This is a genomic window from Streptomyces mabaensis, assembly GCF_053763515.1.
Genome location: NZ_JBSOPZ010000064.1, coordinates 1 through 20618, shown reverse-complemented (window position 1 = coordinate 20618; position 20618 = coordinate 1). Strand labels below are relative to the sequence as shown.

Annotated in this window: 23 protein-coding genes and 2 pseudogenes; 13 read left to right on the top strand and 12 right to left on the bottom strand. The window is 70.0% G+C overall.

Annotation, left to right across the window (positions count from 1 at the left end):
• Nucleotides 1-73: 73 nt before the first annotated feature.
• Together ACWV17_RS32975 and ACWV17_RS32970 are read right to left on the bottom strand one after the other, a co-directional pair.
• The gene (locus ACWV17_RS32975; RefSeq protein WP_455355511.1) at nucleotides 74-736 is read right to left on the bottom strand and encodes a hypothetical protein; all 663 of its coding nucleotides are present in this window, start codon (nucleotides 734-736) and stop codon (nucleotides 74-76) included.
• Nucleotides 729-1535, bottom strand: coding sequence for an alpha/beta hydrolase (locus ACWV17_RS32970; RefSeq protein ID WP_455362546.1), 807 nt, complete (start codon nucleotides 1533-1535; stop codon nucleotides 729-731). The genes ACWV17_RS32975 and ACWV17_RS32970 overlap by 8 nt, the downstream gene beginning before the upstream one ends.
• A gap of 215 nt (nucleotides 1536-1750) precedes the next feature.
• Here ACWV17_RS32970 and ACWV17_RS32965 point away from each other — a divergent pair, with 215 nt between their 5' ends.
• The 4 genes from ACWV17_RS32965 to ACWV17_RS32950 all read left to right on the top strand — a co-directional run bounded on the left by ACWV17_RS32965 (nucleotide 1751) and on the right by ACWV17_RS32950 (nucleotide 5739).
• Nucleotides 1751-2491: a lysophospholipid acyltransferase family protein gene (locus ACWV17_RS32965; protein WP_455355513.1), complete on the top strand. Its 741-nt coding sequence runs from the start codon at nucleotides 1751-1753 to the stop codon at nucleotides 2489-2491.
• Between the two features lie 100 nt (nucleotides 2492-2591).
• Complete coding sequence (gene macS, locus ACWV17_RS32960; protein ID WP_455362545.1) at nucleotides 2592-3812, top strand: MacS family sensor histidine kinase; 1221 nt, start codon at nucleotides 2592-2594, stop codon at nucleotides 3810-3812.
• Between the two features lie 61 nt (nucleotides 3813-3873).
• Nucleotides 3874-4545: a response regulator gene (locus ACWV17_RS32955; RefSeq protein ID WP_455355568.1), complete on the top strand. Its 672-nt coding sequence runs from the start codon at nucleotides 3874-3876 to the stop codon at nucleotides 4543-4545.
• Nucleotides 4546-4710: 165 nt separating this feature from the next.
• Nucleotides 4711-5739 (top strand): 6-phosphofructokinase, encoded by a 1029-nt coding sequence (locus ACWV17_RS32950; RefSeq protein ID WP_455362544.1) that lies wholly within the window; start codon nucleotides 4711-4713, stop codon nucleotides 5737-5739.
• Nucleotides 5740-5825: 86 nt separating this feature from the next.
• Here ACWV17_RS32950 and ACWV17_RS32945 read toward each other — a convergent pair whose 3' ends face one another.
• Together ACWV17_RS32945 and ACWV17_RS32940 are read right to left on the bottom strand one after the other, a co-directional pair.
• Nucleotides 5826-6557 (bottom strand): response regulator, encoded by a 732-nt coding sequence (locus tag ACWV17_RS32945; protein WP_455362543.1) that lies wholly within the window; start codon nucleotides 6555-6557, stop codon nucleotides 5826-5828.
• Nucleotides 6558-6562: 5 nt separating this feature from the next.
• Nucleotides 6563-7513, bottom strand: a complete 951-nt coding sequence (locus tag ACWV17_RS32940; RefSeq protein WP_455362542.1) for a HAMP domain-containing sensor histidine kinase — start codon at nucleotides 7511-7513, stop codon at nucleotides 6563-6565.
• Between the two features lie 238 nt (nucleotides 7514-7751).
• Here ACWV17_RS32940 and ACWV17_RS32935 point away from each other — a divergent pair, with 238 nt between their 5' ends.
• The 3 genes from ACWV17_RS32935 (at nucleotide 7752) to ACWV17_RS32925 (ending at nucleotide 10042) form a co-directional block, all read left to right on the top strand.
• Nucleotides 7752-7979, top strand: a complete 228-nt coding sequence (locus tag ACWV17_RS32935; protein WP_455362541.1) for a DUF3040 domain-containing protein — start codon at nucleotides 7752-7754, stop codon at nucleotides 7977-7979.
• Nucleotides 7980-7982: 3 nt separating this feature from the next.
• Nucleotides 7983-9296 carry a cation:proton antiporter gene (locus tag ACWV17_RS32930; protein WP_455362540.1) on the top strand — a complete coding sequence of 438 codons (1314 nt, stop codon included), beginning with the start codon at nucleotides 7983-7985 and terminating at the stop codon, nucleotides 9294-9296.
• Nucleotides 9297-9502: 206 nt separating this feature from the next.
• Complete coding sequence (locus ACWV17_RS32925) at nucleotides 9503-10042, top strand: hypothetical protein (protein ID WP_455362539.1); 540 nt, start codon at nucleotides 9503-9505, stop codon at nucleotides 10040-10042.
• A gap of 9 nt (nucleotides 10043-10051) precedes the next feature.
• Here the strand turns inward: ACWV17_RS32925 and ACWV17_RS32920 are convergent, their stop codons facing one another.
• Nucleotides 10052-10879, bottom strand: a complete 828-nt coding sequence (locus ACWV17_RS32920) for an alpha/beta fold hydrolase (RefSeq protein ID WP_455362538.1) — start codon at nucleotides 10877-10879, stop codon at nucleotides 10052-10054.
• 65 nt (nucleotides 10880-10944) lie between these two features.
• Between ACWV17_RS32920 and ACWV17_RS32915 the strand changes: the two are divergent.
• Nucleotides 10945-11049, top strand: a pseudogene (locus ACWV17_RS32915) (TMEM165/GDT1 family protein); the annotation flags it as partial.
• An 874-nt stretch (nucleotides 11050-11923) separates the two neighbouring features.
• On the opposite strand, the pseudogene ACWV17_RS32910 reads toward ACWV17_RS32915, so the two are convergent.
• Nucleotides 11924-12166 (bottom strand): annotated as a pseudogene (locus ACWV17_RS32910) (DUF4267 domain-containing protein); the annotation flags it as partial.
• 179 nt (nucleotides 12167-12345) lie between these two features.
• Nucleotides 12346-12792 (bottom strand): anthrone oxygenase family protein, encoded by a 447-nt coding sequence (locus tag ACWV17_RS32905; protein ID WP_454380974.1) that lies wholly within the window; start codon nucleotides 12790-12792, stop codon nucleotides 12346-12348.
• A 90-nt stretch (nucleotides 12793-12882) separates the two neighbouring features.
• Between ACWV17_RS32905 and ACWV17_RS32900 the strand changes: the two genes are divergently transcribed.
• Nucleotides 12883-13461 carry a TetR/AcrR family transcriptional regulator gene (locus ACWV17_RS32900; RefSeq protein ID WP_455362537.1) on the top strand — a complete coding sequence of 193 codons (579 nt, stop codon included), beginning with the start codon at nucleotides 12883-12885 and terminating at the stop codon, nucleotides 13459-13461.
• Nucleotides 13462-13924: 463 nt separating this feature from the next.
• On the opposite strand, the gene ACWV17_RS32895 is transcribed toward ACWV17_RS32900, so the two are convergent.
• The 4 genes from ACWV17_RS32895 to ACWV17_RS32880 form a co-directional block, all read right to left on the bottom strand.
• On the bottom strand, nucleotides 13925-15817 hold the full coding sequence (locus ACWV17_RS32895; RefSeq protein ID WP_455362536.1) for an anthranilate synthase family protein: 1893 nt from the start codon (nucleotides 15815-15817) through the stop codon (nucleotides 13925-13927).
• Nucleotides 15818-15913: 96 nt separating this feature from the next.
• Nucleotides 15914-15970, bottom strand: coding sequence for a trp operon leader peptide (locus ACWV17_RS32890; RefSeq protein WP_078513512.1), 57 nt, complete (start codon nucleotides 15968-15970; stop codon nucleotides 15914-15916).
• A gap of 9 nt (nucleotides 15971-15979) precedes the next feature.
• On the bottom strand, nucleotides 15980-16183 hold the full coding sequence (locus ACWV17_RS32885) for a DUF397 domain-containing protein (protein ID WP_455362535.1): 204 nt from the start codon (nucleotides 16181-16183) through the stop codon (nucleotides 15980-15982).
• Nucleotides 16143-16994, bottom strand: coding sequence for a helix-turn-helix domain-containing protein (locus ACWV17_RS32880; RefSeq protein WP_455355533.1), 852 nt, complete (start codon nucleotides 16992-16994; stop codon nucleotides 16143-16145). Before ACWV17_RS32880 ends, ACWV17_RS32885 begins: the two co-directional genes overlap by 41 nt.
• Nucleotides 16995-17083: 89 nt before the next feature.
• Between ACWV17_RS32880 and ACWV17_RS32875 the strand changes: the two genes are divergently transcribed.
• The 3 genes from ACWV17_RS32875 (at nucleotide 17084) to ACWV17_RS32865 (ending at nucleotide 19381) form a co-directional block, all read left to right on the top strand.
• Nucleotides 17084-17503, top strand: coding sequence for an ATP-binding protein (locus ACWV17_RS32875; RefSeq protein WP_455362534.1), 420 nt, complete (start codon nucleotides 17084-17086; stop codon nucleotides 17501-17503).
• A 75-nt stretch (nucleotides 17504-17578) separates the two neighbouring features.
• Complete coding sequence (locus ACWV17_RS32870) at nucleotides 17579-18931, top strand: class II 3-deoxy-7-phosphoheptulonate synthase (RefSeq protein ID WP_455362533.1); 1353 nt, start codon at nucleotides 17579-17581, stop codon at nucleotides 18929-18931.
• 189 nt (nucleotides 18932-19120) lie between these two features.
• Nucleotides 19121-19381, top strand: coding sequence for a (2Fe-2S)-binding protein (locus ACWV17_RS32865; RefSeq protein WP_455362532.1), 261 nt, complete (start codon nucleotides 19121-19123; stop codon nucleotides 19379-19381).
• A gap of 11 nt (nucleotides 19382-19392) precedes the next feature.
• Here the strand turns inward: ACWV17_RS32865 and bfr are convergent, their stop codons facing one another.
• A complete protein-coding gene (bfr, locus tag ACWV17_RS32860) occupies nucleotides 19393-19872 on the bottom strand; it encodes a bacterioferritin (RefSeq protein ID WP_455362531.1) in 480 nt (159 codons plus the stop codon).
• Nucleotides 19873-20026: 154 nt separating this feature from the next.
• On the opposite strand from bfr, the gene ACWV17_RS32855 reads away from it, so the two are divergent.
• A partial coding sequence (locus ACWV17_RS32855) for a molybdopterin-dependent oxidoreductase (RefSeq protein WP_455362530.1) occupies nucleotides 20027-20618 on the top strand: 592 nt, incomplete at its 3' end.

The window sequence follows — 20618 nt, the reverse complement described above, 5'->3', positions numbered from 1 at the left end:
AAGAGCGGAGACGGAGCGAAGCGCAGTGCACCAGACGCCGCGTCCTATCCGGCCCTGATCCGCCGGACAGGCCCTAGACCACCGCTCCCCGGCCCGGGTCGTCGTTCTCCTCGTCGTCCTGGCGCATGCGGGCGATCAGGGTGGCGAAGCCTCCCAGGAAGCCGCCGATTCCCAGCGTGGTCAGCCACCAGGTCATCGGCCAGCCCAGCAGAACCGCCAGGAGCAGCAGCAGGGGGCCGCCCACGACCGCCAGCCAGGCGAACTTCGACGTCGTGTCGGCGGCCGGCAGCGGCGGGGGCTCCGGCGGTACGAAGTGGCCCTCGTCGCTCTCGTCGAGGTCGTCGTCGACCGGCTCCGCCAGCTCGTGGTCACGCGGGCCCGCGCCCGGGCCGACACCCGGCGCGAACACCACCGAGCTGCCGAGCGGCTTGTCGGCGGCCGGTTCGGGCGACTCCCTGCCCGGCTCGGTGCTGTTGATCTCGTAGTCCGGCAGGGCGAGATCCTCGATCGACTTGAACGGCTTCGCGCCCGGCGGATCCGGCGGCTCCGCGCCGTAACCGGCGACGATCGCCGCCCAGGCCGCGTCCTCGTCGATCGGCGCACCGCCCCCGGCGGCCCCGGCACCCGCGGCCCCCGAACCCGCGGCCTCCGCACCGGTCTCCCCGGCCGCCGGGGTCACCCTCGGTTCCCGGTCGTCCTCGCGGCTGTCGCCGCGGTCCGCGTCCTGTTCAGCCACCGGTGGCCGTCCCTCCGCTTACTTCCGGCAGGGGCGACCCCACCTTGCCGACACTCGGAGCCAGCCGCCCGACGAAGGCGTAACTGTCCTCGAAGATGCGCTCCGCGTCATGGTCCAACGTCGCGACGTGGTAGCTCTGTTCCAGGATCGTCTCGGTCACGTCGGTCGACGAGACGCGGCTCAGGATCCGCGCGGAGTCCGCCGCCGGCACGACATGGTCCTGGGGGCTGTGCAGCAGCAGCATGGGCTGGGTGACCTGGGGAAGTTCCGTGTCGACGAGCCGGAAGAAGTTCCGCAGGGAGTGCGCGGCGTGCAGCGGCACCCGGTCGTACCCGACCTCCTCGATGCCCTCCTTCGCGATGTCGCTCCGCAGGCCCTTCGTCGTCCGTACGAGATGACGCGCGACCGGCAGCGCGTACGCCGACAGACCGTGCACCTTGTTCGCCGGGTTCACCACGACGATCCCGCTGATCGCGTCCCCGTGCTTCGCGGCGAGCCGCAGCGTGAGCGCCCCGCCCATCGACAGGCCGAAGACGAAGACCTGGCCGCACCGCTCCAGCAGGGCGCGCAACTCCCGGTCCACCTCCGCGTACCAGTCCTGCCAGCCGGTGAGCTGCATGTCCTCCCAGCGTGTGCCGTGTCCCGGCAGCAGCGGCAGGGACACGGTCAGCCCCCGCGCGGCCAGATGGTCGGCCCAGGGGCGCATCGACTGCGGGGAACCGGTGAAGCCGTGGCAGAGGAGGACGCCGACCTCTCCGCCCTCGTGGCGGAACGGCTCAGCTCCAGGGAGGACCGGCACCGGGGTCTCCTGTTCGTAGGCAGGGAAGGGGGTCTGACGGGGGTCTGACGAGGTCTGACGGAGGTCTGACGAGGGGTGCGCCATGTGTACTTCACCGTACGCGACCGGACTGACACCGACCAGGGTCGACGGCCTGTTGTGAGCGAGAGCGCAGCCCGGCCGCGGCCCCGGCACGGGTTAAGGTCTGTTCGACAGACCCAGGGAAGGTACGCGAGTTGATCTACGGCGCAATGAAGTTCTCCATCGGAGGGTCACTGAAGCTCGCCTTCAGGCCGTGGGTGGAGGGCCTCGAGAACATCCCCGCCGAGGGGCCGGCGATCCTCGCGAGCAACCATCTGTCCTTCTCGGACTCCTTCTTCCTGCCCGCAGTCCTCGACCGCAAGGTCACCTTCATCGCCAAGGCCGAGTACTTCACCTCGCCCGGCGTGAAGGGCAAGCTCACGGCCGCGTTCTTCAAGGGCGTCGGCCAGCTGCCCGTGGACCGCTCCGGCGTGCGCGGCGCGGGCGAGGCGGCGATCAGGGCCGGCATCGACGTCATCGAGAGCGGCGGGCTCTTCGGCATCTACCCGGAGGGCACCCGCTCGCCCGACGGCCGTCTTTACCGCGGCAAGCCCGGCGGCCTGGCGCGCGTGGCCCTGGCCACCGGCGCGCCCGTGATCCCGGTCGCGATGATCGACACCGAGAAGATCCAGCCGCCCGGCAAGGTCGTGCCCAAGCTGATGCGCCCGGGCATCCGGATCGGTCCGCCGCTGGACTTCAGCCGCTATCAGGGCATGGACGGCGACCGGTTCATCCTGCGCTCGGTGACCGACGAGGTCATGTACGAGATCATGAAGCTCTCCGGCCAGGAGTACGTCGACATCTACGCGACCGCGGCCAAGCGCCGGATCGCCGAGGCGGCGAAGAGGCAGGCGGAGGACGCCAAGCGCGAGAAGGCGGAACGGTCCGGCGGCTAGTAGACCGTTGCAGTACTAGCCGCGACCGTCCGGGGGGCTCCGGATTCCGGGGATCCTTGGGGCTCCGGGGATTTCCGGAGGTGCGGGAAGGGGTGGGGAGATGGCGAAGCGCGAGCGCGTGGTGCGCATGTCGGTGGAGCAGCCGCTGTGGCGTGCGCTGACCGCGTACCGCGTGCTGACGATGGTCTACGCGGTGCTGCTCTTCGTGTTCGCCCGCGACGACTTCGAGCGCCCGTGGGTCGCGATCGGCTTCCTCGCCTTCCTTGCCGTCTGGACGCTGGCCACCCTGCCCAAGGTCGTGAACGCCAGGAGCTGCACCAAGGGCTTCCTCGTCGCCGACCTCACGATCGCTCTCACCGGTATCCTCCTCACGCCGCTCGCCGACGAGCACGCCCAGCAGTTCGACGGCCCCACGCTGCCGTCGATATGGACCGCGGGATCCGTCCTCGCGTACGCGATCAAGGGCGGCTGGCGCTGGGCGGGCTTCGCGTCCTCCCTCGTCGCCGTCGCCAACATCGTCGAGCGTGGCCAACCCAGCCGGGACACCTTCCACAACGTCCTGCTGGTCTGGGTCGCGTCCATCGCCATCGGTTACGTCGTCGAGGTCGCCCGCGCCAGCGAGGCCACCCTCGCCCGGGCCCTGGAGATCGAGGCCGCGACCCGCGAGCGGGAGCGGCTGGCCCGTGACATCCACGACAGCGTGCTCCAGGTGCTGGCGATGGTGCAGCGGCGCGGTACCGCGATGGGCGGCGAGGCCGCTGAGCTGGGACGGATGGCGGGCGAGCAGGAGGTCGCCCTGCGCACGCTGGTCTCCAGCGGCCTGGTCCCGACGACGTACGCGTCCGAGGACGCATCCCGGGGTGCGGTGGTCCGTGCCGTCGATGCGGACGACGAGGCGGTCGGCGAGGCGGACGGCCGCGAGGCCGGCGGCGGCCGGGGGTGCGACCTGCGCACCCTGCTCGCCCCGCATGCCGGATCGCGGGTGTGCTTCGCCGAGCCCGGGGCTCCGGTGCTGCTGCCACCCGCCGCCGCGAAGGAGCTGGCCGCGGCTGTCAGTGCCGCCCTGGACAATGTCCGCAGACATGCTGGCGAGGACGCCCAGGCCTGGATCCTGGTGGAGGACGAGCCGGACGCGGTGATCGTGACCGTGCGGGACGACGGGCCAGGCATCCCGGCCGGCCGGCTCGCGCAGGCCGAGGGCGAGGGGCGCCTCGGCGTGGCCCAGTCGATCCGCGGGCGGCTGCGGGACCTGGGCGGTACGGCGGAGCTGGTGTCGGTCCCGGGGCAGGGCACAGAGGTCGAGTTGAAGGTTCCACGATGAGAGTTCCACGGGGGAAGGCGGCAGGATGAGCGAGCAGCACCGCATGAGCGAGCGGCACGGCATGAGCGAGCAGCAGGCGATCAGGGTGATGGTGGTCGACGACCACCCGATGTGGCGGGACGCGGTCGCCCGCGACCTGGCCGCCGCCGGCTGCGACGTGGTCGCCACGGCGGGCGACGGCCCGCAGGCGGTCCGGCGGGCACGGGCCGCGGCCCCCGACGTACTGGTACTGGACCTGAATCTGCCCGGAATGCCGGGCGTGCAGGTGTGCAAGGAACTGGTCGGTGCAAACCCGGCGTTGCGCGTCCTCGTCCTCTCCGCCAGCGGTGAGCACGCGGATGTGCTGGAGGCGGTGAAGTCCGGGGCCACCGGCTATCTGCTGAAGTCCGCCAGTACGGAGGAGCTCATCGACGCGGTCCGCCGCACGGCTGTCGGTGACCCGGTGTTCACTCCTGGCCTCGCGGGCCTGGTGCTCGGCGAGTACCGCCGGCTTGCCTCCGACCCGGCGCCCGCCGCGCCGGACGAACCGAAAGCCCCGCAGCTCACCGAGCGTGAGACGGAGGTGCTGCGGCTGGTCGCCAAGGGGCTCTCGTACAAGCAGGTCGCCGAGCGCCTGGTCATCTCGCACCGCACGGTGCAGAACCATGTGCAGAACACCCTCGGCAAGCTCCAGTTGCACAACCGCGTGGAGCTCGTGCGGTACGCGATAGAGCGTGGCCTCGACGACGCATAGTCCCCGTACGTCCGGCACCCGCACGCGTAGTCCACGTACGAGTGAATGTTGATCCGTAACTCCCCTCGAATTCACTGGAATTGACTCTCCGCCCGGTCCCGGAGTGACCTGGGTCACCGTTAGCGTGACCGCCAACAAGGGTCAATGCGGCGAAGGGAGAATTCCATGCGGGTCGGAGTGCTGACCGGGGGCGGCGACTGCCCCGGGCTCAATGCGGTGATCCGGGGTGTCGTCCGCAAGGGCGTCCAGGAGTACGGGTACGACTTCGTCGGCTTCCGGGACGGCTGGCGCGGGCCCCTCGAAGGGGACTCGATCCCGCTCGGCATCCCCCAGGTACGCGGAATCCTGCCGCGCGGCGGAACCATCCTCGGCTCCTCGCGGACCAACCCGCTCAAGCAGGAGAACGGCGTCCGCCTGATCAAGGAGAACCTCGTCAAGCATGAGGTTGACGCGCTGATCGCGATCGGTGGCGAGGACACGCTCGGCGTGGCCGCGCGGCTCTCCGACGAGTACGGGGTGAACTGCGTCGGCGTACCGAAGACCATCGACAACGATCTGTCCGCCACGGACTACACCTTCGGCTTCGACACGGCCGTCGGCATCGCGACCGAGGCCATCGACCGGCTGCACACCACCGCCGAGTCGCACATGCGGGTGCTGGTGGTGGAGGTGATGGGCCGTCACGCCGGCTGGATCGCGCTGCACTCGGGGCTGGCCGGCGGTGCGAACGTGATCCTGATCCCGGAGCAGCGCTTCGACCTCGACCAGGTGTGCGCGTGGGTCACCTCCCGGTTCAAGGCGAGCTACGCGCCGATCGTGGTGGTCGCGGAGGGCGCGATGCCCAAGGACGGCCAGATGGTCCTCAAGGACGGCACGCTCGACTCGTTCGGGCACGTCAGGCTCTCGGGGGTCGGCGAGTGGCTGGCGAAGGAGATCGAGAAGCGCACCGGCAAGGAGGCCCGCACCACGGTCCTGGGCCACGTCCAGCGCGGCGGCACGCCCAGCGCGTACGACCGCTGGCTGGCCACGCGGTTCGGCCTGCATGCGATCGAGGCGGTACGGGACGGCGACTTCGGCAAGATGGTCGCCCTGCACGGTACGGACATCGTGCGGGTCCCGATCGCCGAGGCGACGGCGAAGCTGAAGACGGTCGACCCGGAGCTGTACAGGGAAGTGGGCGTGTTCTTCGGCTGACGGGGGTCTGGGTCTGGAGCTGGGCCGGGGGAGCGGACGGGACGAGGCCCCGGGACTGCGGGTTCCGGGGCTACGGGTTCTGAGGGCTACGGCTCGATCAGTCCGACTCTGATCGCGTACCGGGTCAGTTCCAGCCGGTCCTTCAGACCGAGTTTCTGCAGCAGGTTGGCCCGGTGCCGTTCGACGGTCTTCACGCTGATCACGAGGAGCCCGGCGATCTCCTGTGAGGTGTGGCCTTCGGCGACGAGCTTGAGGATCTCCTCCTCCCGGTCGGTGATGGCTTTGGCGGGAATGGCGCCGCCGTCCCGTGCGCGGTCGAGGTAGTTGCGGATGAGGGCGGTGACCGCGCCGGGGTAGAGGAACGGTTCGCCGCGCATGGCGGCGCGGCATGCCTGGACCAGGTCCCGGTCGGCGACGGATTTCAGCACGTAACCGGAGGCTCCGGCCCTCAGGGCTTCGAAGAAGTACTGCTCGTTGTCGTACATCGTCAGAATGAGAATGCGCAGGTCCGGGAGCCGGCGGGAGAGTTCGCGCGCCGCTTGCAGGCCGGTCAGGCGCGGCATGGCGATGTCCAGGATGGCCAGGTCGGGGCGCAGGGCGCGGGCCTTGTCGATGGCCTCGGCGCCGTCGCCGGCTTCGGCGACGACGGTCAGGTCCGGTTCGCCGTCCAGGATGAGCCGCACGCCGCGGCGGACCAGGGCATGGTCGTCGGCGAGCAGGATGCGGGTCGGGGCTGACGGGGTGGCCGGGGCTGACGGGGTGGCCGAGGTTGACGGGGTGGCCGAGGTAGTCGCCTCGGGCGGGTTGGTCGCTTGCATGTCGGTCAGTCGCTCCCGGTCCGGAGGGGCACCTGTAGCCGTACTTCCGTGCCGCCCCCGGGGCCCGGGCCGATGGTGAGGTCGGCCCCGATGAGCAGGGCGCGTTCGCGCATACCGGTAATGCCGGCTCCTTCGGGCGCGTTGCCGATGCCCCGCCCGTCGTCCCGGATGCACAACTGCACGCCGGCCGGGCGGCGGTGGAGTTCGAGATCGACGCGGCCGGCGTGTGCGTGGCGGACGGTGTTGGTGAGGCTTTCCTGGGCGACGCGGTAGAGGACGAGCTCGGCGTCGTGGCCGAGGGGCAGCGCGTCGCCCGCGAAGTGCCGGCGCACGGTCAGGCCGGGCGCGGAGAACTCGTTGGTGAGCGCTTTGAGCGCGCTGATCAGGCCGAGTTCTTCCAGTACGCCGGGGCGCAGGCGACGGGCGATGCGGCGGATCTCGTCCAGGCTCGCACGGGTGGTCTCCTGCACCTGGTGCAGCTCCCTCCGTACGCCGGGCGGGGCGTGGTCGGCGACACGCCTGAGTTCGAGCAGGACGGCGGTGAGGGTCTGGCCGATCTCGTCGTGGAGCTCCTGGGCGATGCGGTGGCGTTCGGCTTCCTGCGCGGACAGCACGCGGGCGCTGCTGGTGGCGCGTTCGGCTTCCAGCCGGTCGAGCATGGTGTTGAAGGTCTCGATCAGTTCGGCGATCTCGCCGTGCCCGCCGGCTGTGGGGCGGCTGCCGGGGCGCAGCAGGTCGGCGGTGGTCATGGCGCGGGTGAGCCGCTGCAGCGGGGCATGGCCGATGCGGAGCAGGACGGCGTTGGCGACGAGCATGGCGGCCAGGCCGCCGGTCAGCACCGCGGCCTCGGTCAGCAGGACGGGCGTGGAGACGGTGACGGGCCCCAGCAGCAGCAAAGCGGTGGCCGCGAGCAGTACGGCGGCATTGAGCAGGAAGATCCGCCAGAACAGGGGCACTGTTCCATCGCCTCCTCGTCGGGGTCGGGGTGTTGGCCCTGGGACGGGACGGGGAGAGCCGCCCTCGCCTCCCACTATCGCCTTCCTTGCCGGGTTCCGGGCCGTGCGCCGGTGCGTCTGCACGTTTACTCCCGGGGGAGATGGGTGGCGTCACCGATGGTCGCGCCCGGTCGGTGCGGGTGATCGTGAAGGGGCACGCCGATACCGCTGGGTTTTTCGGTCTCTGGAAGGAGGACGCATGGCACCGTACGAGAACAGGGCATCGTACGAGCGCGAGCCCGGCTCCGCGCGCCTGCCCCGGGAGCACCGGCACCGGGCGGCCTGGCTGGTACTTGCCCTCGCGTTCGCCGTTCTTGTCCCGGGCATCGTCCTCGCGCAGGGCCTGCTCTTCGCGGCGGGCGTGGTGCTGGCGGGGGTCGCGGGGCAGCTCTTCGACTCGCGGCGCGTCCGAACCGGGCGGGGGTGACCCGTGGGCCATGCCGACACCCTGCTCGCCATGGGCGGTGCCTTCCTCGCCGCAGCGTTCCTGGCCCGCCTCGGCAGCCGTATCGGGCTTCCGACCATCCCGCTGTTCATGCTCGCGGGCATCCTGCTCGGCCCGCACACGCCCGGCCTCGTTCTCGTCGAGGACGCTCACGACCTGGAGATGCTCTCCGCGCTCGGGCTCGTGCTGCTGTTGTTCTACCTGGGCCTGGAGTTCCACCTCGATGATCTGAAACGCGGCGGCAGGCTCCTGCTGGCCGCGGGAGGGCTCTATCTGCTGCTCAACGTGGGCGCCGGCCTGGGGTTCGGCTTCGCTCTGGGGTGGGGTGGGAGGGAAGCGCTGGTGCTGGCCGGGGTCATCGGGATCTCCTCGTCCGCGATCGTCACCAAGATCCTCATCGATCTGGGGCGCATCGGCCGTCCGGAGAGCCGTCTGATCCTGGGGGTCATCGTCGTCGAGGACATCTTCCTGGCTCTCTACCTCGCGGCGCTTCAGCCGGTTCTCAGCGGGGCCGAGGGTCCGGCGGAGATGATCGTGCAGACCGCAAAGGCGTTCGGCTTCCTGCTGGTGCTCGCGGCGGCGGCCCGGTACGGAACGCGGCTGGTCGGCCGGCTTATCGCCGTGCGCGACAACGAACTGCTCGTCGTCAGTTTCCTCGGCGCCGCTGTTCTGGTCGCCGGCGTTTCCGAGGTCCTCGGGGTCGCGGACGCGATCGGAGCGTTCATGGTCGGCCTCATCCTGGGCGGCACCCCGTCGGGGCCGCGGATCCGCCATCTGGTGCACCCGCTGCGGGACGCGTTCGCCGCCATCTTCTTCTTCGCCTTCGGACTGGCCATCGACCCCGGCGACCTCGTCTCCGTCGCGGGGCCCGTTGCCGCGGCTGCCGCGCTGACCATCGCCATGAACGTGGCTGCCGGCCTGATCGCCGCCCGCCTGCACGGCTACGGTCCCGGACCGACGGCGAACATCGCCACCACCCTGCTGGCACGCGGCGAGTTCGCTCTCATCCTGGCCGCCATGGCCGCGACGGCGGGCCTGGACGGCCGCCTCGCCCCGTTCATCGCCGGCTACGTCCTGGTCCTCGCGGTCCTGGGTCCCATCGTGGCGGGACGCTCCCACTGGCTCGCCCGCGGCCTCCAGGCCGCGGGCGGTCTCCTGGGTGGTGGGGGTCTGTCGTCGCCGCCGGCTGCTTCGGGGACACCCCCGGCGCGCGGGTCGGTGGTGTCCCCGTCGGCCGATGCGGCGACCACCGACGCGCGGCCGGAACGGGCTGCCGATCTGCCGGTGTCGAGGTCTTGAGCGGTCGGCGGGGCGTGGTGGGCGCATAGCTCGGGGAGAGCGTGCGGGAACGAACCGTCGAGCGCACGATGGGTGGGAAGGTCCTGCCAGCGGCTGGGCACCGGTGACAGGCACGCCGATGTGGCCCGGAGGCAGTCGTGACCTCCTCTCCGCAGACGTCACGCGATGCGAAGCCAACCCATACACCGGGACGCGGAGCACACGGCGTGTGGTTCGCGTTCGTACCGTGGATCATCTTCAGCGTCGTCAGCTCCCCGAGCAGCTGGAAGTACGCGGCCTTCGGGGCGTTGGTGGCGTCGGTCGTTCTGTGTCTTCCGGACCTGCGCCGTGGCGCTCCGAAGGCGCTGAACCTCGTGGGGCTGGTCCTGTTCGCCGTGCTGTCGGTGCTGGCGCTGATCCTCGACCGTGGGGACCTGCGGGCACTGGAGGACTACTCGCAGGTCATCGCCACCGGGGTCATCGCGGTCGTCGCGCTCGGTTCACTGGCGTTCGTGCCGTTCACCGAGCAGTACGCCAGGGAGTCCACGCCCCCGCAGGTATGGGACTCGCCGGTCTTCAAGCGGGTGAACCAGGACCTGACCCTGCTGTGGGGAGTGGTCTTCGCGCTGAGCGCCGTCAGCTACCTCATCGGCATGCGGCTGAGCGCGGGACGGGACTGGTTCGACTGGATCATCCCGATCGCCTTGCTGGTCATAGCCGTGAAGGTCACCGCCTGGTATCCCGACCACGTGAGGGAGCAGCGATGACGATCGTCGCTATCCCAGGAATGCCGCGGTGGTCGCCACGAACTGGTCGGCGTCGTCGAGCCACGGGTAGTGGCCCGCGCCCGGCTGTACGACAAGCGTGGCATCGGGGAAGAGGGTCGCGAACTCGGCCGTCGACTGAGGGGGGCTGTTCAGGTCGAACTCTCCGGTGAGCAGCAGGACTGGTGCCTCGAAACCCGCGAGCGCCGCACGAGTGGTCTCCGGATTGAATGCGCCCTCGGCCGCGAAGAGAGCGACAGCTTCCTTGTTGGTCGGCCGGCCGGCCAGATGGTGCTTCTGTGCCGTGGCGTCCCAACGGCCCCAGAAGAAGGGAGCGATGGCCTCCCAGTCGCTGCCGGTACCCTCGGTGATCGCCTCCAGTGCGGCGAACGCCGCCGGGAACCACAGCTCGTTCTTCCGAAGCTGCGCGAGTTCGCGTCGCATCTCCCCAGTGATCGCTATGCCAACAGCTCGGGGACCGGGCCCGATCAGGGCGAGCCTGCTGACGTTCTTCGGGTACCGGGCCACATACTGCGTCGCAACACTCGTGCCGGCGGAGTGGCCGAGCAGGTCCATCCGGCGGAGACCGAGGTGTTCACGCAGCGCCTCGACGTCGTCGACCAGGCGATCGCAGCGGTAGGAAGTGGTGTCTTCGGGAACCGCGGACCGGCCGGTGCCGCGAAGGTCCAGAACGATCAGCCGACGGTGCGTGGACAGACCGCTGAGGTCGCCGAGGTAGACAGAGTCGGCGGGACCTCCCGGGAGGCAGATGACCGGGTCGCCGTCTCCGATCACGCGGTAGGCGAGCTGAGTTCCGTCAGGCGCGGAGAAGGTAGGCATGACCTGGATCCTGTCAGCCATAACCAGGCCGTAGAACCTGGTTTTACCGAGGCCTTGTGTGAGACCGCCTGCTGATGAAGTACGTACCGCTGGGGCTGATCACGAAGGTGGCGGCGCTGGTGATGCCGGCGCTGGCGGGCTTCAGCTTGTACGAGGCGGTGGTGGGGTGAGGGCCGGGGGGCGGGTCCGGCTTGCCCGGGGGCGGGTGGTGCGGGTGGGGGGCCGCCCGGTTGGTGATGATGGCGGTTCCGGGCCGGGTGTCAAGGGCGCTCCCTGCGGTCGCGTCGCTGCGCGATGGCCTTCGGCCACCCTGGACTCCCGTCCCTCCACCGCTGACTGATGAGTGGGGGGCGGCCCCTGGGGCGGGGCCCGGGGCTGCTTGAGCTCCGCTTGCGGTCCGCCCCCGGCCGCAGGCCGGTGGGCGGTTGCGGGGCGCGGTCTCTCCGGGGTGGGCCCGGCCCCGGCTCAGCGGCCACCGGGTGGTGGTGCGCAGTCGCCTCGCCACGGAGGCAACCCCGGCTCAGCGGCCGCCGGTTGGTGGGTGGTCAGGCGGCGCGACAGCTCCGGGATGGGCCCGGCCCGGCCAAGCGGCCGCAGGCCGTGGGCAGGGCGCCATCTTCTCGCGGGGGCTCGGCGCTGGCTCAGCGGCCGCAGGCCGGTGGGTGATTGCCGTGCGTGGCAGGCCGGGAGGTGCTTGGCCCCGGCCACCCGGCCGTCAGGTCGTTGGAGCCGAGGTGTGGCGACATCAGGCGGCATGAGAGGCCCGCCGAGCCTCAATCCTGTCCCATTTGCCGGGGTTTGTGGCCTGCCTGTGGCCCCCCTCGGCTGCTTGGCGTCGTCTCACCTCGGATTGGGCGTTGTCCCGGTGCAACAGACGGCCGTCGGCCGTTTAGGGCGCGTATCGGGTCGTAATCAATGAGTCGCTCCCGCCACTGCCCGCCGGTCCGGAACCGCCAGATCACGCCCTCGAACTGCTGCCGCAGGGTCTTGGGGTACGGGCCGCACTCGCCGATCGGCAGGTGCGGCTCGATGAACTCCCACGCGCTAGCCGGGCTGCGGGGCGGGCGTTTCCGGAGCGGCCTTTGCCGCGACGTTGCGGGTCTCGCGCATGATCAGCAGGCCGTTGACAACCATCAGTGTCGCGGTCAGGCAGTGGACGCCGAGCGCGGTGGCCACGGAGCCGTGGTGGGCCAGCACGTTGGTCATGTCGCCGTACGCGGCGAGTGCTTCCATCAGCAGCACCCAGCCCAGCGCCCGGCGGTGACCCGTCACCAGCAGGATGCCCAGGCCGCGTGGACGCGGCCGATCGATGGGCGCAGCTTGCCGGGATCGCAGTTGGGGATTGGCCACCGGCGCGGCCTCGGCCCGCGGGGTCAGAAATCCGATGCCCTCTCCGGCTCACCCCGACGGGGCAGAAGCCATCGATATACAGGGGCGAACCAGTGCATGTCGGGGCGGCGGTGGTATCAGGCGAGGGCGGCGACCAGCAGGGTGAACGCGGCGACGATGACGGCGACGCGGATGTAGTGGTAGCGGTTCCAGCGGTGCAGCTGCTCCTTCCAGTCGGCGGGCCGGTTCTCGGGGGTCCAGGTCTTGTTTCGGTTGTTGATCGGGACGAGCAGCAGGATCGACATGACCACGCTGAGGATCAGCAGTCCGGCGGCGGTGACGACAAGTCCGGCGCCGTGGTGGTGCCATCCGGCGACGGCCCAGATCGCGCTGAGGACGAGTGAGCCTATGTACCAGAACGGCATCAGGGCGCCGAGCATCCGGCCGCCGTGGGCGTGGCCGAGCTGGCCGCTGTCCTCGGGAAGCGCGTCCAGGATCCGGTTCATGATGAAGACGACGGAGAACTCCACCCCCACCATCAGGCCGACGACGACGGTGGTGACGACCTCGAGTGTGTTGAGCATGACGATCCCTCCGTGAACTAGCGTTGCTAGCTGATGAGGCAACGCTATTACTTCTAACGCTCGGTTGTCTAGCGATGCTAGGATCGATTCATGTCGGCAAAGGAACGCAAGGAGCGCGAACGGGCGGAGCGCGAACGCCTCATCGTGGCGACGGCCCGCGAACTCGCCGAGCAGCAGGGCTGGGACGCAGTCACCACCCGCCGGCTCGCCGAGCGCATCGAATACAGCCAGCCCGTCCTCTACAGCCACTTCCGCGGCAAGCGCGAGATCATCGGCGCCGTCGCCCTGGGAGGCGCCGCCGAGCTGGCCGCGGCGGTGCGTGCCGCGGCCTCCAGAGCGAACAGCCCGCGCGAGCGGGTCGCCGCCCTCGCCCGCGCCTACCTCGACTTCGCCGAGCACAACCCGGCGGTCTACGACGCCTTGTTCCAGCTCGACGGTGGCCTGGCGTACGCGCAGGAGGACACCCCCGAGCCGCTGAAGGACGCCTTCGCCGCCCTGCTCGAGTCCCTCGCCGAGGTCGCCGGCGACGGCGTCCACCCGGGGCTGTTCACCGAGGTGTTCTGGGCGGCTCTGCACGGCCTGGCGACCCTGACCCGAGCGGGCCGCCTGCTGCCCGAGGACGCTGAGCCGAGGGTGGAGCTGTTGGTGGGCCGGCTCGCCATGGTCTGACACACCGTCCCGGCGGGCACGCAGCCGGGGCCCTCGGGCTCCGCCGCCGCCTGCCTGCAGCAACGCTTCCGATTACTCGCACCCACACGGCGCAGCCGCAGATCGCCGGGCCCCGCACCCCAGACGGGGCACCCACCCCGGAGGCTGCGATGCTCATTGATCACGACCCGATACACGCCCTAGCCGAGCCCCGCAGCCCCCGAAGTGGGCGCGTGTCTTGCCCCATCGAACGGGCTGAGGCCACCGTGCAACGCGCGCCACTCCCGGGGCTCTGGTGGGGCCCCGCTCCCGGGGCCGCCCGACACTCATCTGCACCAGCGGGACGGGGCGGAGGGTCAAGGGTGGCCGTAGGCCATCGCGCAGCGACGCGACGCAGGAGCGCCCTTGACGGTCCGGTCCGGCCCGCCATACTCACCAACCGGGCGGCCCCGGGTTTCCCGTCCGCCCTCGCCCCCGGGCAGCGTCACCCCGCCACCCGCACCCCCGCCCCCATCCCCGCCAGCAGTTCGGCCACGATCGCCGCGCCGCGCAGCGTCAGTACCGACTCCGGGTGGAACTGCACGCCGGCGAAACCGTGCGCCCCGCGCAGCGCATGCACCTCGCCCGTCACGGCGTCACGGCTGACCTCCACCCCGTGCAGCGCCAGCTCACCCGCCGCCTCCGCGTCGCAGCTCGCCGTGAACGTGTTGTAGAACCCGACGACCTCTTCCCGCCCGAAGAGATCGATCACCGTCTGCGCGCCCTGCGCGGGCTCGGCCTTCCGCACGATCGGCAACCCCAGCTCCGCCGCCATCAGCTCGTGCCCCAGACACACACCCAGCAGCCCGTACCGGTGCTCCCGCAGCAGATCCGCCGCCAGCCCGCGCAGCAGCCGCATCTTGGGGTCGGACGCGTCCTCCGGATTGCCCGGGCCCGGCCCGAGCACGACCGGACCGGCGTGACCGGCGTGCCGCAGCGCGGCCTCCCGCAGCCCCGGCTCGTCGTACCGCCGTACCGTCACCTCCAGCCCGGTCGAGCGCAGCACATGTGCCAGCATCGAGGTGAACGTGTCCTCCCCGTCGATCACCAGCACCTCCCCGCTCAGCTCCGCGGACCGCGACTGCATCCGCAGCCAGAACGGCGCCAGGTCCGCCCGCCGGGCATCCAGCGCGGCCCGCACCCGCGGATCGTCGGCCAGCCGAGGACGTACGGCCTCGCCTTCCGGCCGCCCCGGCCGTACGCCGAGCGCGGCCAGCACACCCGCCGCCTTGGCGTGCGTCTCCGCCACCTCGCTCGCCGGGTCGGAGTGGCGTACGAGCGTCGCCCCGACCGGCACCCGCAGCCGCCCCGCCGGGTCGATGTCCGCTGTACGGATCAGGATCGGTGAATCCAGCGTCTGCGCCCCGCTCGCATCCCGTCCGACGAGCGCCAGCGCCCCCGCGTAGTAGCCGCGCCCCCCGACCTCGTGGCGCTCGATCACCCGGCAGGCGTTCTGCACGGGGGACCCGGTCACCGTCGCCGCGAACATCGTCTCCCGCAGCACGTCCCGTACGTCCAGAGACGACCGGCCCCGCAACTCGTACTCCGTGTGCGCGAGATGGGACATCTCCTTCAGCCGCGGCCCGACGACGACCCCGCCCATGTCGCCGACCGTGCACATCATCTTGAGCTCCTCGTCGACCACCATCGACAGTTCCTCGGTCTCCTTGCGGTCGCCGAGGAACTCCAGCAGGGCTTCGACGGTCGGCCCCCCGTCCGGGTAGCGGTACGTCCCGCTGATCGGGTTCATCACGACCGTTCCGCCGGACATCCGCACATGGACCTCGGGGCTCGCCCCGACCAGCGTCCGGTCGCCGGTGTGTACGACGTACGTCCAGTACGCGCCCCGCTCGCCGGCCAGCAGCCGCCGGAAGAGAGCGAGCGCGTCGGCTCGCCCGAAGCCGGGGATCCGCCCCTGGAACGTCCGGCGGATGACGAAGTTCGCGCCCTCGCCCTGCCCGATCTCGTCCCGGATCACCCGCTCGACGATCCCGGCGTACTCGTCGTCCGCGACGTCGAACGCACCGCCCTCGACGCGTACGTCGTGCGCGGGCAGCGTGTCCAGCACGTCCGCGAGCGGCAGCTCGTACGACTCCTCCGCGACCAGCACGCTCAGCGGGGTCCCGTCGTCGCGCACGTCGAAGCCGCGCTCCCTGATCTGCCGGAACGGCACGAGCGCCAGCGTTCCTTTCGAGCCGATCGGAATGTCCGCGAGGCGCGCCACCTCGCGTACGCCGCCGAGCAGCACTTCTACGGTGTCGTGGTCCCGCCCCGGCGTCCGGCGGCGGAGCAGGGCGAAGGGCGGGCAGTCGTCGTCCAGCAGTCTGCTGATGAGCATCCGTGGTGTTCCTTCCGAGTGGGAGGAACGGCCCGTGACAAGCAGAAAGGCCGCCCCTCGGGGCGGCCTTCGCGTCAGTTCGGTGAGTACGCGCGATCAGTGGGCCGCCGGATGAGCGGTCCACCACCAGTTCTGGGTCGTCTGCGCGAACATGCGACGACCTTATCCGATGCCGAAGCCGATGCCGGCGACGAAGGTGGAGAATGCGGCGGGGCTCACGGCCAGCACGGGCCCGTCGGGCTGCTTGGAGTCCCGGATCGCGACGAGGCGGTCGACCGACGCGACCTCGACACACTCGCCGCCCTTGTCGTCGCTGTAGCTGGACTTACGCCACCGGACGTCGGCCGGGACCCGGACGCTGCTCATAGCGTTCCTCCATCACGCGGTGGATCAGGTCTGCCGAGTCCTCGGGAGAGAGTGCGGCAGCTCGCAGGAGATCGTAACGGAGCCAACGGGCCTTGACCTCCTTGCTGTTGACGACCGCCCAGCCGCCGTCCTCGTACCCTTCCGAGTACGCCACGTCTGCCTGGTCATCGAACGAGAAAATGGTGAACGAGCCGGTCATTCCCGCATGTGCCCCGGCAGTGAAAGGCAGTACCTGGATCTGCACGCTCTCGCAGCGCCGGAAACTCAACAGGTGCTCCAGTTGCGTCCGCATCACAGCCTTTCCGCCGATCTCCTGATGCAGCACCGCCTCGGCCAGTACGACCCACAGCATCGGCGGCTCGGCTCGCTTGAGGATCTCCTGCCGCGCCAGCCTGGCCTCGACCTTGATGTCCAGGTCCTCCGGATGCATCACACCGAGCACGGCCCGTGCGTAACCGTCGGTCTGCAAGAGCCCGTGCACGACCGTTGCCTGGAATACGAGGATCTTGTCGACCGTCGCTTCCATCTGCGCGATCCGCTGGTACCACCCCGGCAACCGGCTGCGGCGTGCCAGCTCCCACGCCCGCACCAGCGCCCCATCCGCACCCAGCGCCGCGTCCAAGCGCGGGATGTGTTCGTCCTTCGGGGTCTTCGTCGCTGTCTCGATCTGGCCGATCATCGAGCCCGTCAGAAAGACGATCTTCCCCAGCTGGTCCAGCGTGAGTCCCGCCGCATCCCGTAGGCGCCGTAACTCGGCACCGAAGTAGTGGAGCGGGGACGCTCCCGGATCCAGTTCTCGGATGTTGGCCACGGGAGCCCCCTCGCTCAAGGAACGTCACTCCGGCGGGAGTTGATTTCACGCCATAGCTCAGCGTAGTCGTCGCACTACACGCTTGTGATGTGAATCTCATCTACGGGCCCACCGAGTACCCACCCCGCCAGTACCGCATCACCCTCACCGTCGGCGACCACTCGCCCACCCACCTCCGCCGCGTCGTCCGCGCCTACCTCCGGCTCTGGGGCATGGCCGCGCTCGCCGACGCCGCCGAGCTCGCGCTCACCGAGCTGCTCACGAACGTGTTCCGGCACGTGCCCGACCGGCGGTGCACCACCCACGTGCTGCGGCGCGACTCCGGGGTCCGGATCGAGGTGCACGACGCCGAGCCCGCCCTCCCCGCCCCGCGCGCCGCGGGCACGTGGGACGAGGGCGGGCGGGGGCTCGCGCTGCTCGCGGCCGTGACCGACGTCTGGGACGTCGAGCCGGACCCGGTGGGCGGCGGGAAGTGCGTATGGTTCGAGCTCAAGCAGGGATCACAGTGACCACCCAGTGATCGCTTTGTCTCATTCTTTGGGCATAGGGGTGGACAGGCCGAGCGACCCCGTAATGTTGACGAGGTGACCGTGAACGCTAAGACCACCGCTACCGGTGGCAACACCTGGCGAGACCTTCCCGCGGCGCAGCAGCCCGAGTACCCCGATGCCGAGGCTCTGCGCGATGTGATCGCGGACCTCGAGTCGTATCCGCCGCTCGTCTTCGCGGGCGAGTGCGACCAGCTGCGCGCCCGACTGGGAGCCGTCGCCAAGGGCGAGGCGTTCCTTCTCCAGGGCGGCGACTGCGCCGAGGCCTTCGACGGCGTGTCGGCCGACCATATCCGTAACAAGCTCAAGACCCTGCTCCAGATGGGTGCGGTCCTCACTTACGCGGCGTCCGTGCCGGTCGTGAAGGTGGGGCGGATCGCCGGCCAGTACAGCAAGCCGCGCTCCAAGCCCACCGAGACCCGCGACGGGGTCACTCTGCCCACCTACCGGGGCGACTCCGTCAACGGCTTCGACTTCACCGAGAAGGCCCGGATCCCGGACCCCGAGCGGCTGAAGCGGATGTACAACGCGTCCGCCGCGACGCTCAACCTGGTGCGTGCCTTCACCACCGGTGGCTACGCGGACCTGCGCCAGGTGCATGCCTGGAACCAGGACTTCGTGAAGTCGTCCCCGTCCGGGCAGCGCTACGAGCAGCTCGCGCGCGAGATCGACAACGCGCTGAACTTCATGAAGGCCGCGGGCACCGACCCGGCCGAGTTCCGCACCGTCGAGTTCTACGCCTCGCACGAGGCGCTGCTCCTCGACTACGAGTCCGCGCTCACCCGCGTGGACTCGCGGACCGGCAGCCTGTACGACGTGTCCGGCCACATGGTCTGGATCGGTGAGCGCACCCGCCAGCTGGACGGGGCGCACATCGAGTTCGCGTCGAAGATCCGGAACCCCATCGGGATCAAGCTCGGCCCGACGACCACGGTCGACGACGCGCTGCACTACATCGACAGGCTGGACCCAGAGCGCGAGCCGGGCCGGCTGACCTTCATCGTCCGCATGGGCGCCGACAAGGTCCGGGACAAGCTCCCGGAGCTGGTCGAGAAGGTCACCGCCTCCGGCGCCACCGTGGCCTGGGTGACCGACCCGATGCACGGCAACACCTTCGAGGCGGCCTCGGGGCACAAGACCCGTCGCTTCGACGACGTGCTCGACGAGGTCAAGGGCTTCTTCGAGGTCCACAAGGGCCTGGGCACCCACCCCGGCGGCATCCACGTCGAGCTGACCGGCGACGACGTCACGGAGTGCGTGGGCGGCGGCGACGAGATCTTCGTCGACGACCTGCACCAGCGTTACGAGACGGCCTGCGACCCGCGGCTCAACCGCAGCCAGTCGCTGGACCTGGCGTTCCTGGTGGCGGAGATGTACCGCGACCAGTAGGGCGACCAGTAGCACGTCCGCCCGGTGCGGGCTGTGACGGATCAAGAACGGTGGGGCGCGGATCGATGTGATCCGCGCCCCACCGTCATTTCCGGGACTTTTGCCTGGTGGACTCGCCGGGTAAGGTTAGGTTAGCCTCACCGATCATCGGGAAGGCCACACCATCGATCCCGCCGGGAGGTGAACCGCGTGTACGTCTGCTCGTGCTTCGGCATCACCGAGAAGCAGGTCAAGGAACACGCGGCATCGGGTGCGTGCACCCCCCGCCAGATCGCCTCGGTCTCGAAGGCCGGCACCGACTGCGGATCGTGCGTGCGGCGCATCCAGGGCATTCTCGGCCGCGGCGCGTGCCCCCGCCGTGAGCTGCTCGACCAGGGCAACGCCGCCGCCGTACTGGCCGCGGACGCCGGGCTCGGCGAAGCCGCTCCGGCGCTCGACGAGGCCGCCTGACCCTCCGGGGCCTAGCCCTGCGGCTGCTCGATCAGCTGGGCGAGGTAGAGCGCCTCTCCGAGCTTCTCGACCAGCTCCAGCTGGGTGTCGAGATAGTCGATGTGGTGCTCCTCGTCCGCGAGGATGCTCTCGAAGATGTTCGCCGAGGTGATGTCGCCCTTGGCCCGCATGACCTCGATGCCGCGCCGCAGCCGGTCGATCGCCTCGACCTCGACCTGGCGGTCCGCCTCGAACATCTCCTTGACGGTCTGCCCGATGCGGACATGGAAGAGCCGCTGATAGTTGGGCAGCCCCTCGAGGAAGAGGATGCGGTCGGTCAGCACCTCCGCGTGCTTCATCTCGTCGAACGACTCGGCCCGCGTGTACTTCGCGAGCTTCGTCCAGCCGAAGTTCTCCTGCATCTTCGCGTGCAGGAAGTACTGGTTGATCGCAGTCAGCTCGGCTGTGAGCTGCTCATTGAGGAACTCGATGACCTCGGGGTCGCCCTGCATCGCAGCGGCTCCTTCCAGACGTGTAACTGGGCAGGTTGCCGTGATCCTTGCACCGCCACCGTGGGCAGTCCAGTAAGTGCATGCTTAGTAGGAGTTGCCCGAATCGACCCAGACCTGGTCATGACCACCCTGCCCGGTCTGTCACCATGGAGTCATGGGTCAGCCGGAAAGCCGCGTATCGGAGCAGCAGGAGCTTCCGCCGGGGCAGCGGTTGCAGCGTGGCTGGCCGGTCACCCACTACGGCCCCGTCCCCAAGTTCAAGGCGGACCGCTGGGAGTTCAGGGTATTCGGGGCCACGGCCAACGGCGAGAAGCACTGCTGGAACCACGAGGAGTTCTCGGCCCTGCCGTTCTCCTCGGTGGTCGCAGATCTGCACTGCGTGACGAAATACAGCATGCTCGGGGCCGAATGGGGTGGTGTCCTCGCCCGTACGGTCCTGGAGCTCGCGCCGCCCGCCGCGAACGTCACCCACGTCATGGTCTGGGCCGAGTACGGCTTCAGCTCCAATCTCCGGATCGTGGACTTCGCCTCCGAGCGGAGCGTCTTCGCGACCCACAAGGGCGGTGAGCCGCTGACCGCCGAGCACGGCTTTCCGCTGCGGCTCGTCGTGCCGCATCTGTACGCCTGGAAGGGCCCCAAGTGGGTTCGCGGCATCGAGTACATGACGGCCTGTCGGCGTACGGCCTTAGCTCCCCAGTTGTGTACAGACGAACGTCCCCAGACGTCAGGCCACTTCGGTCTCTCGC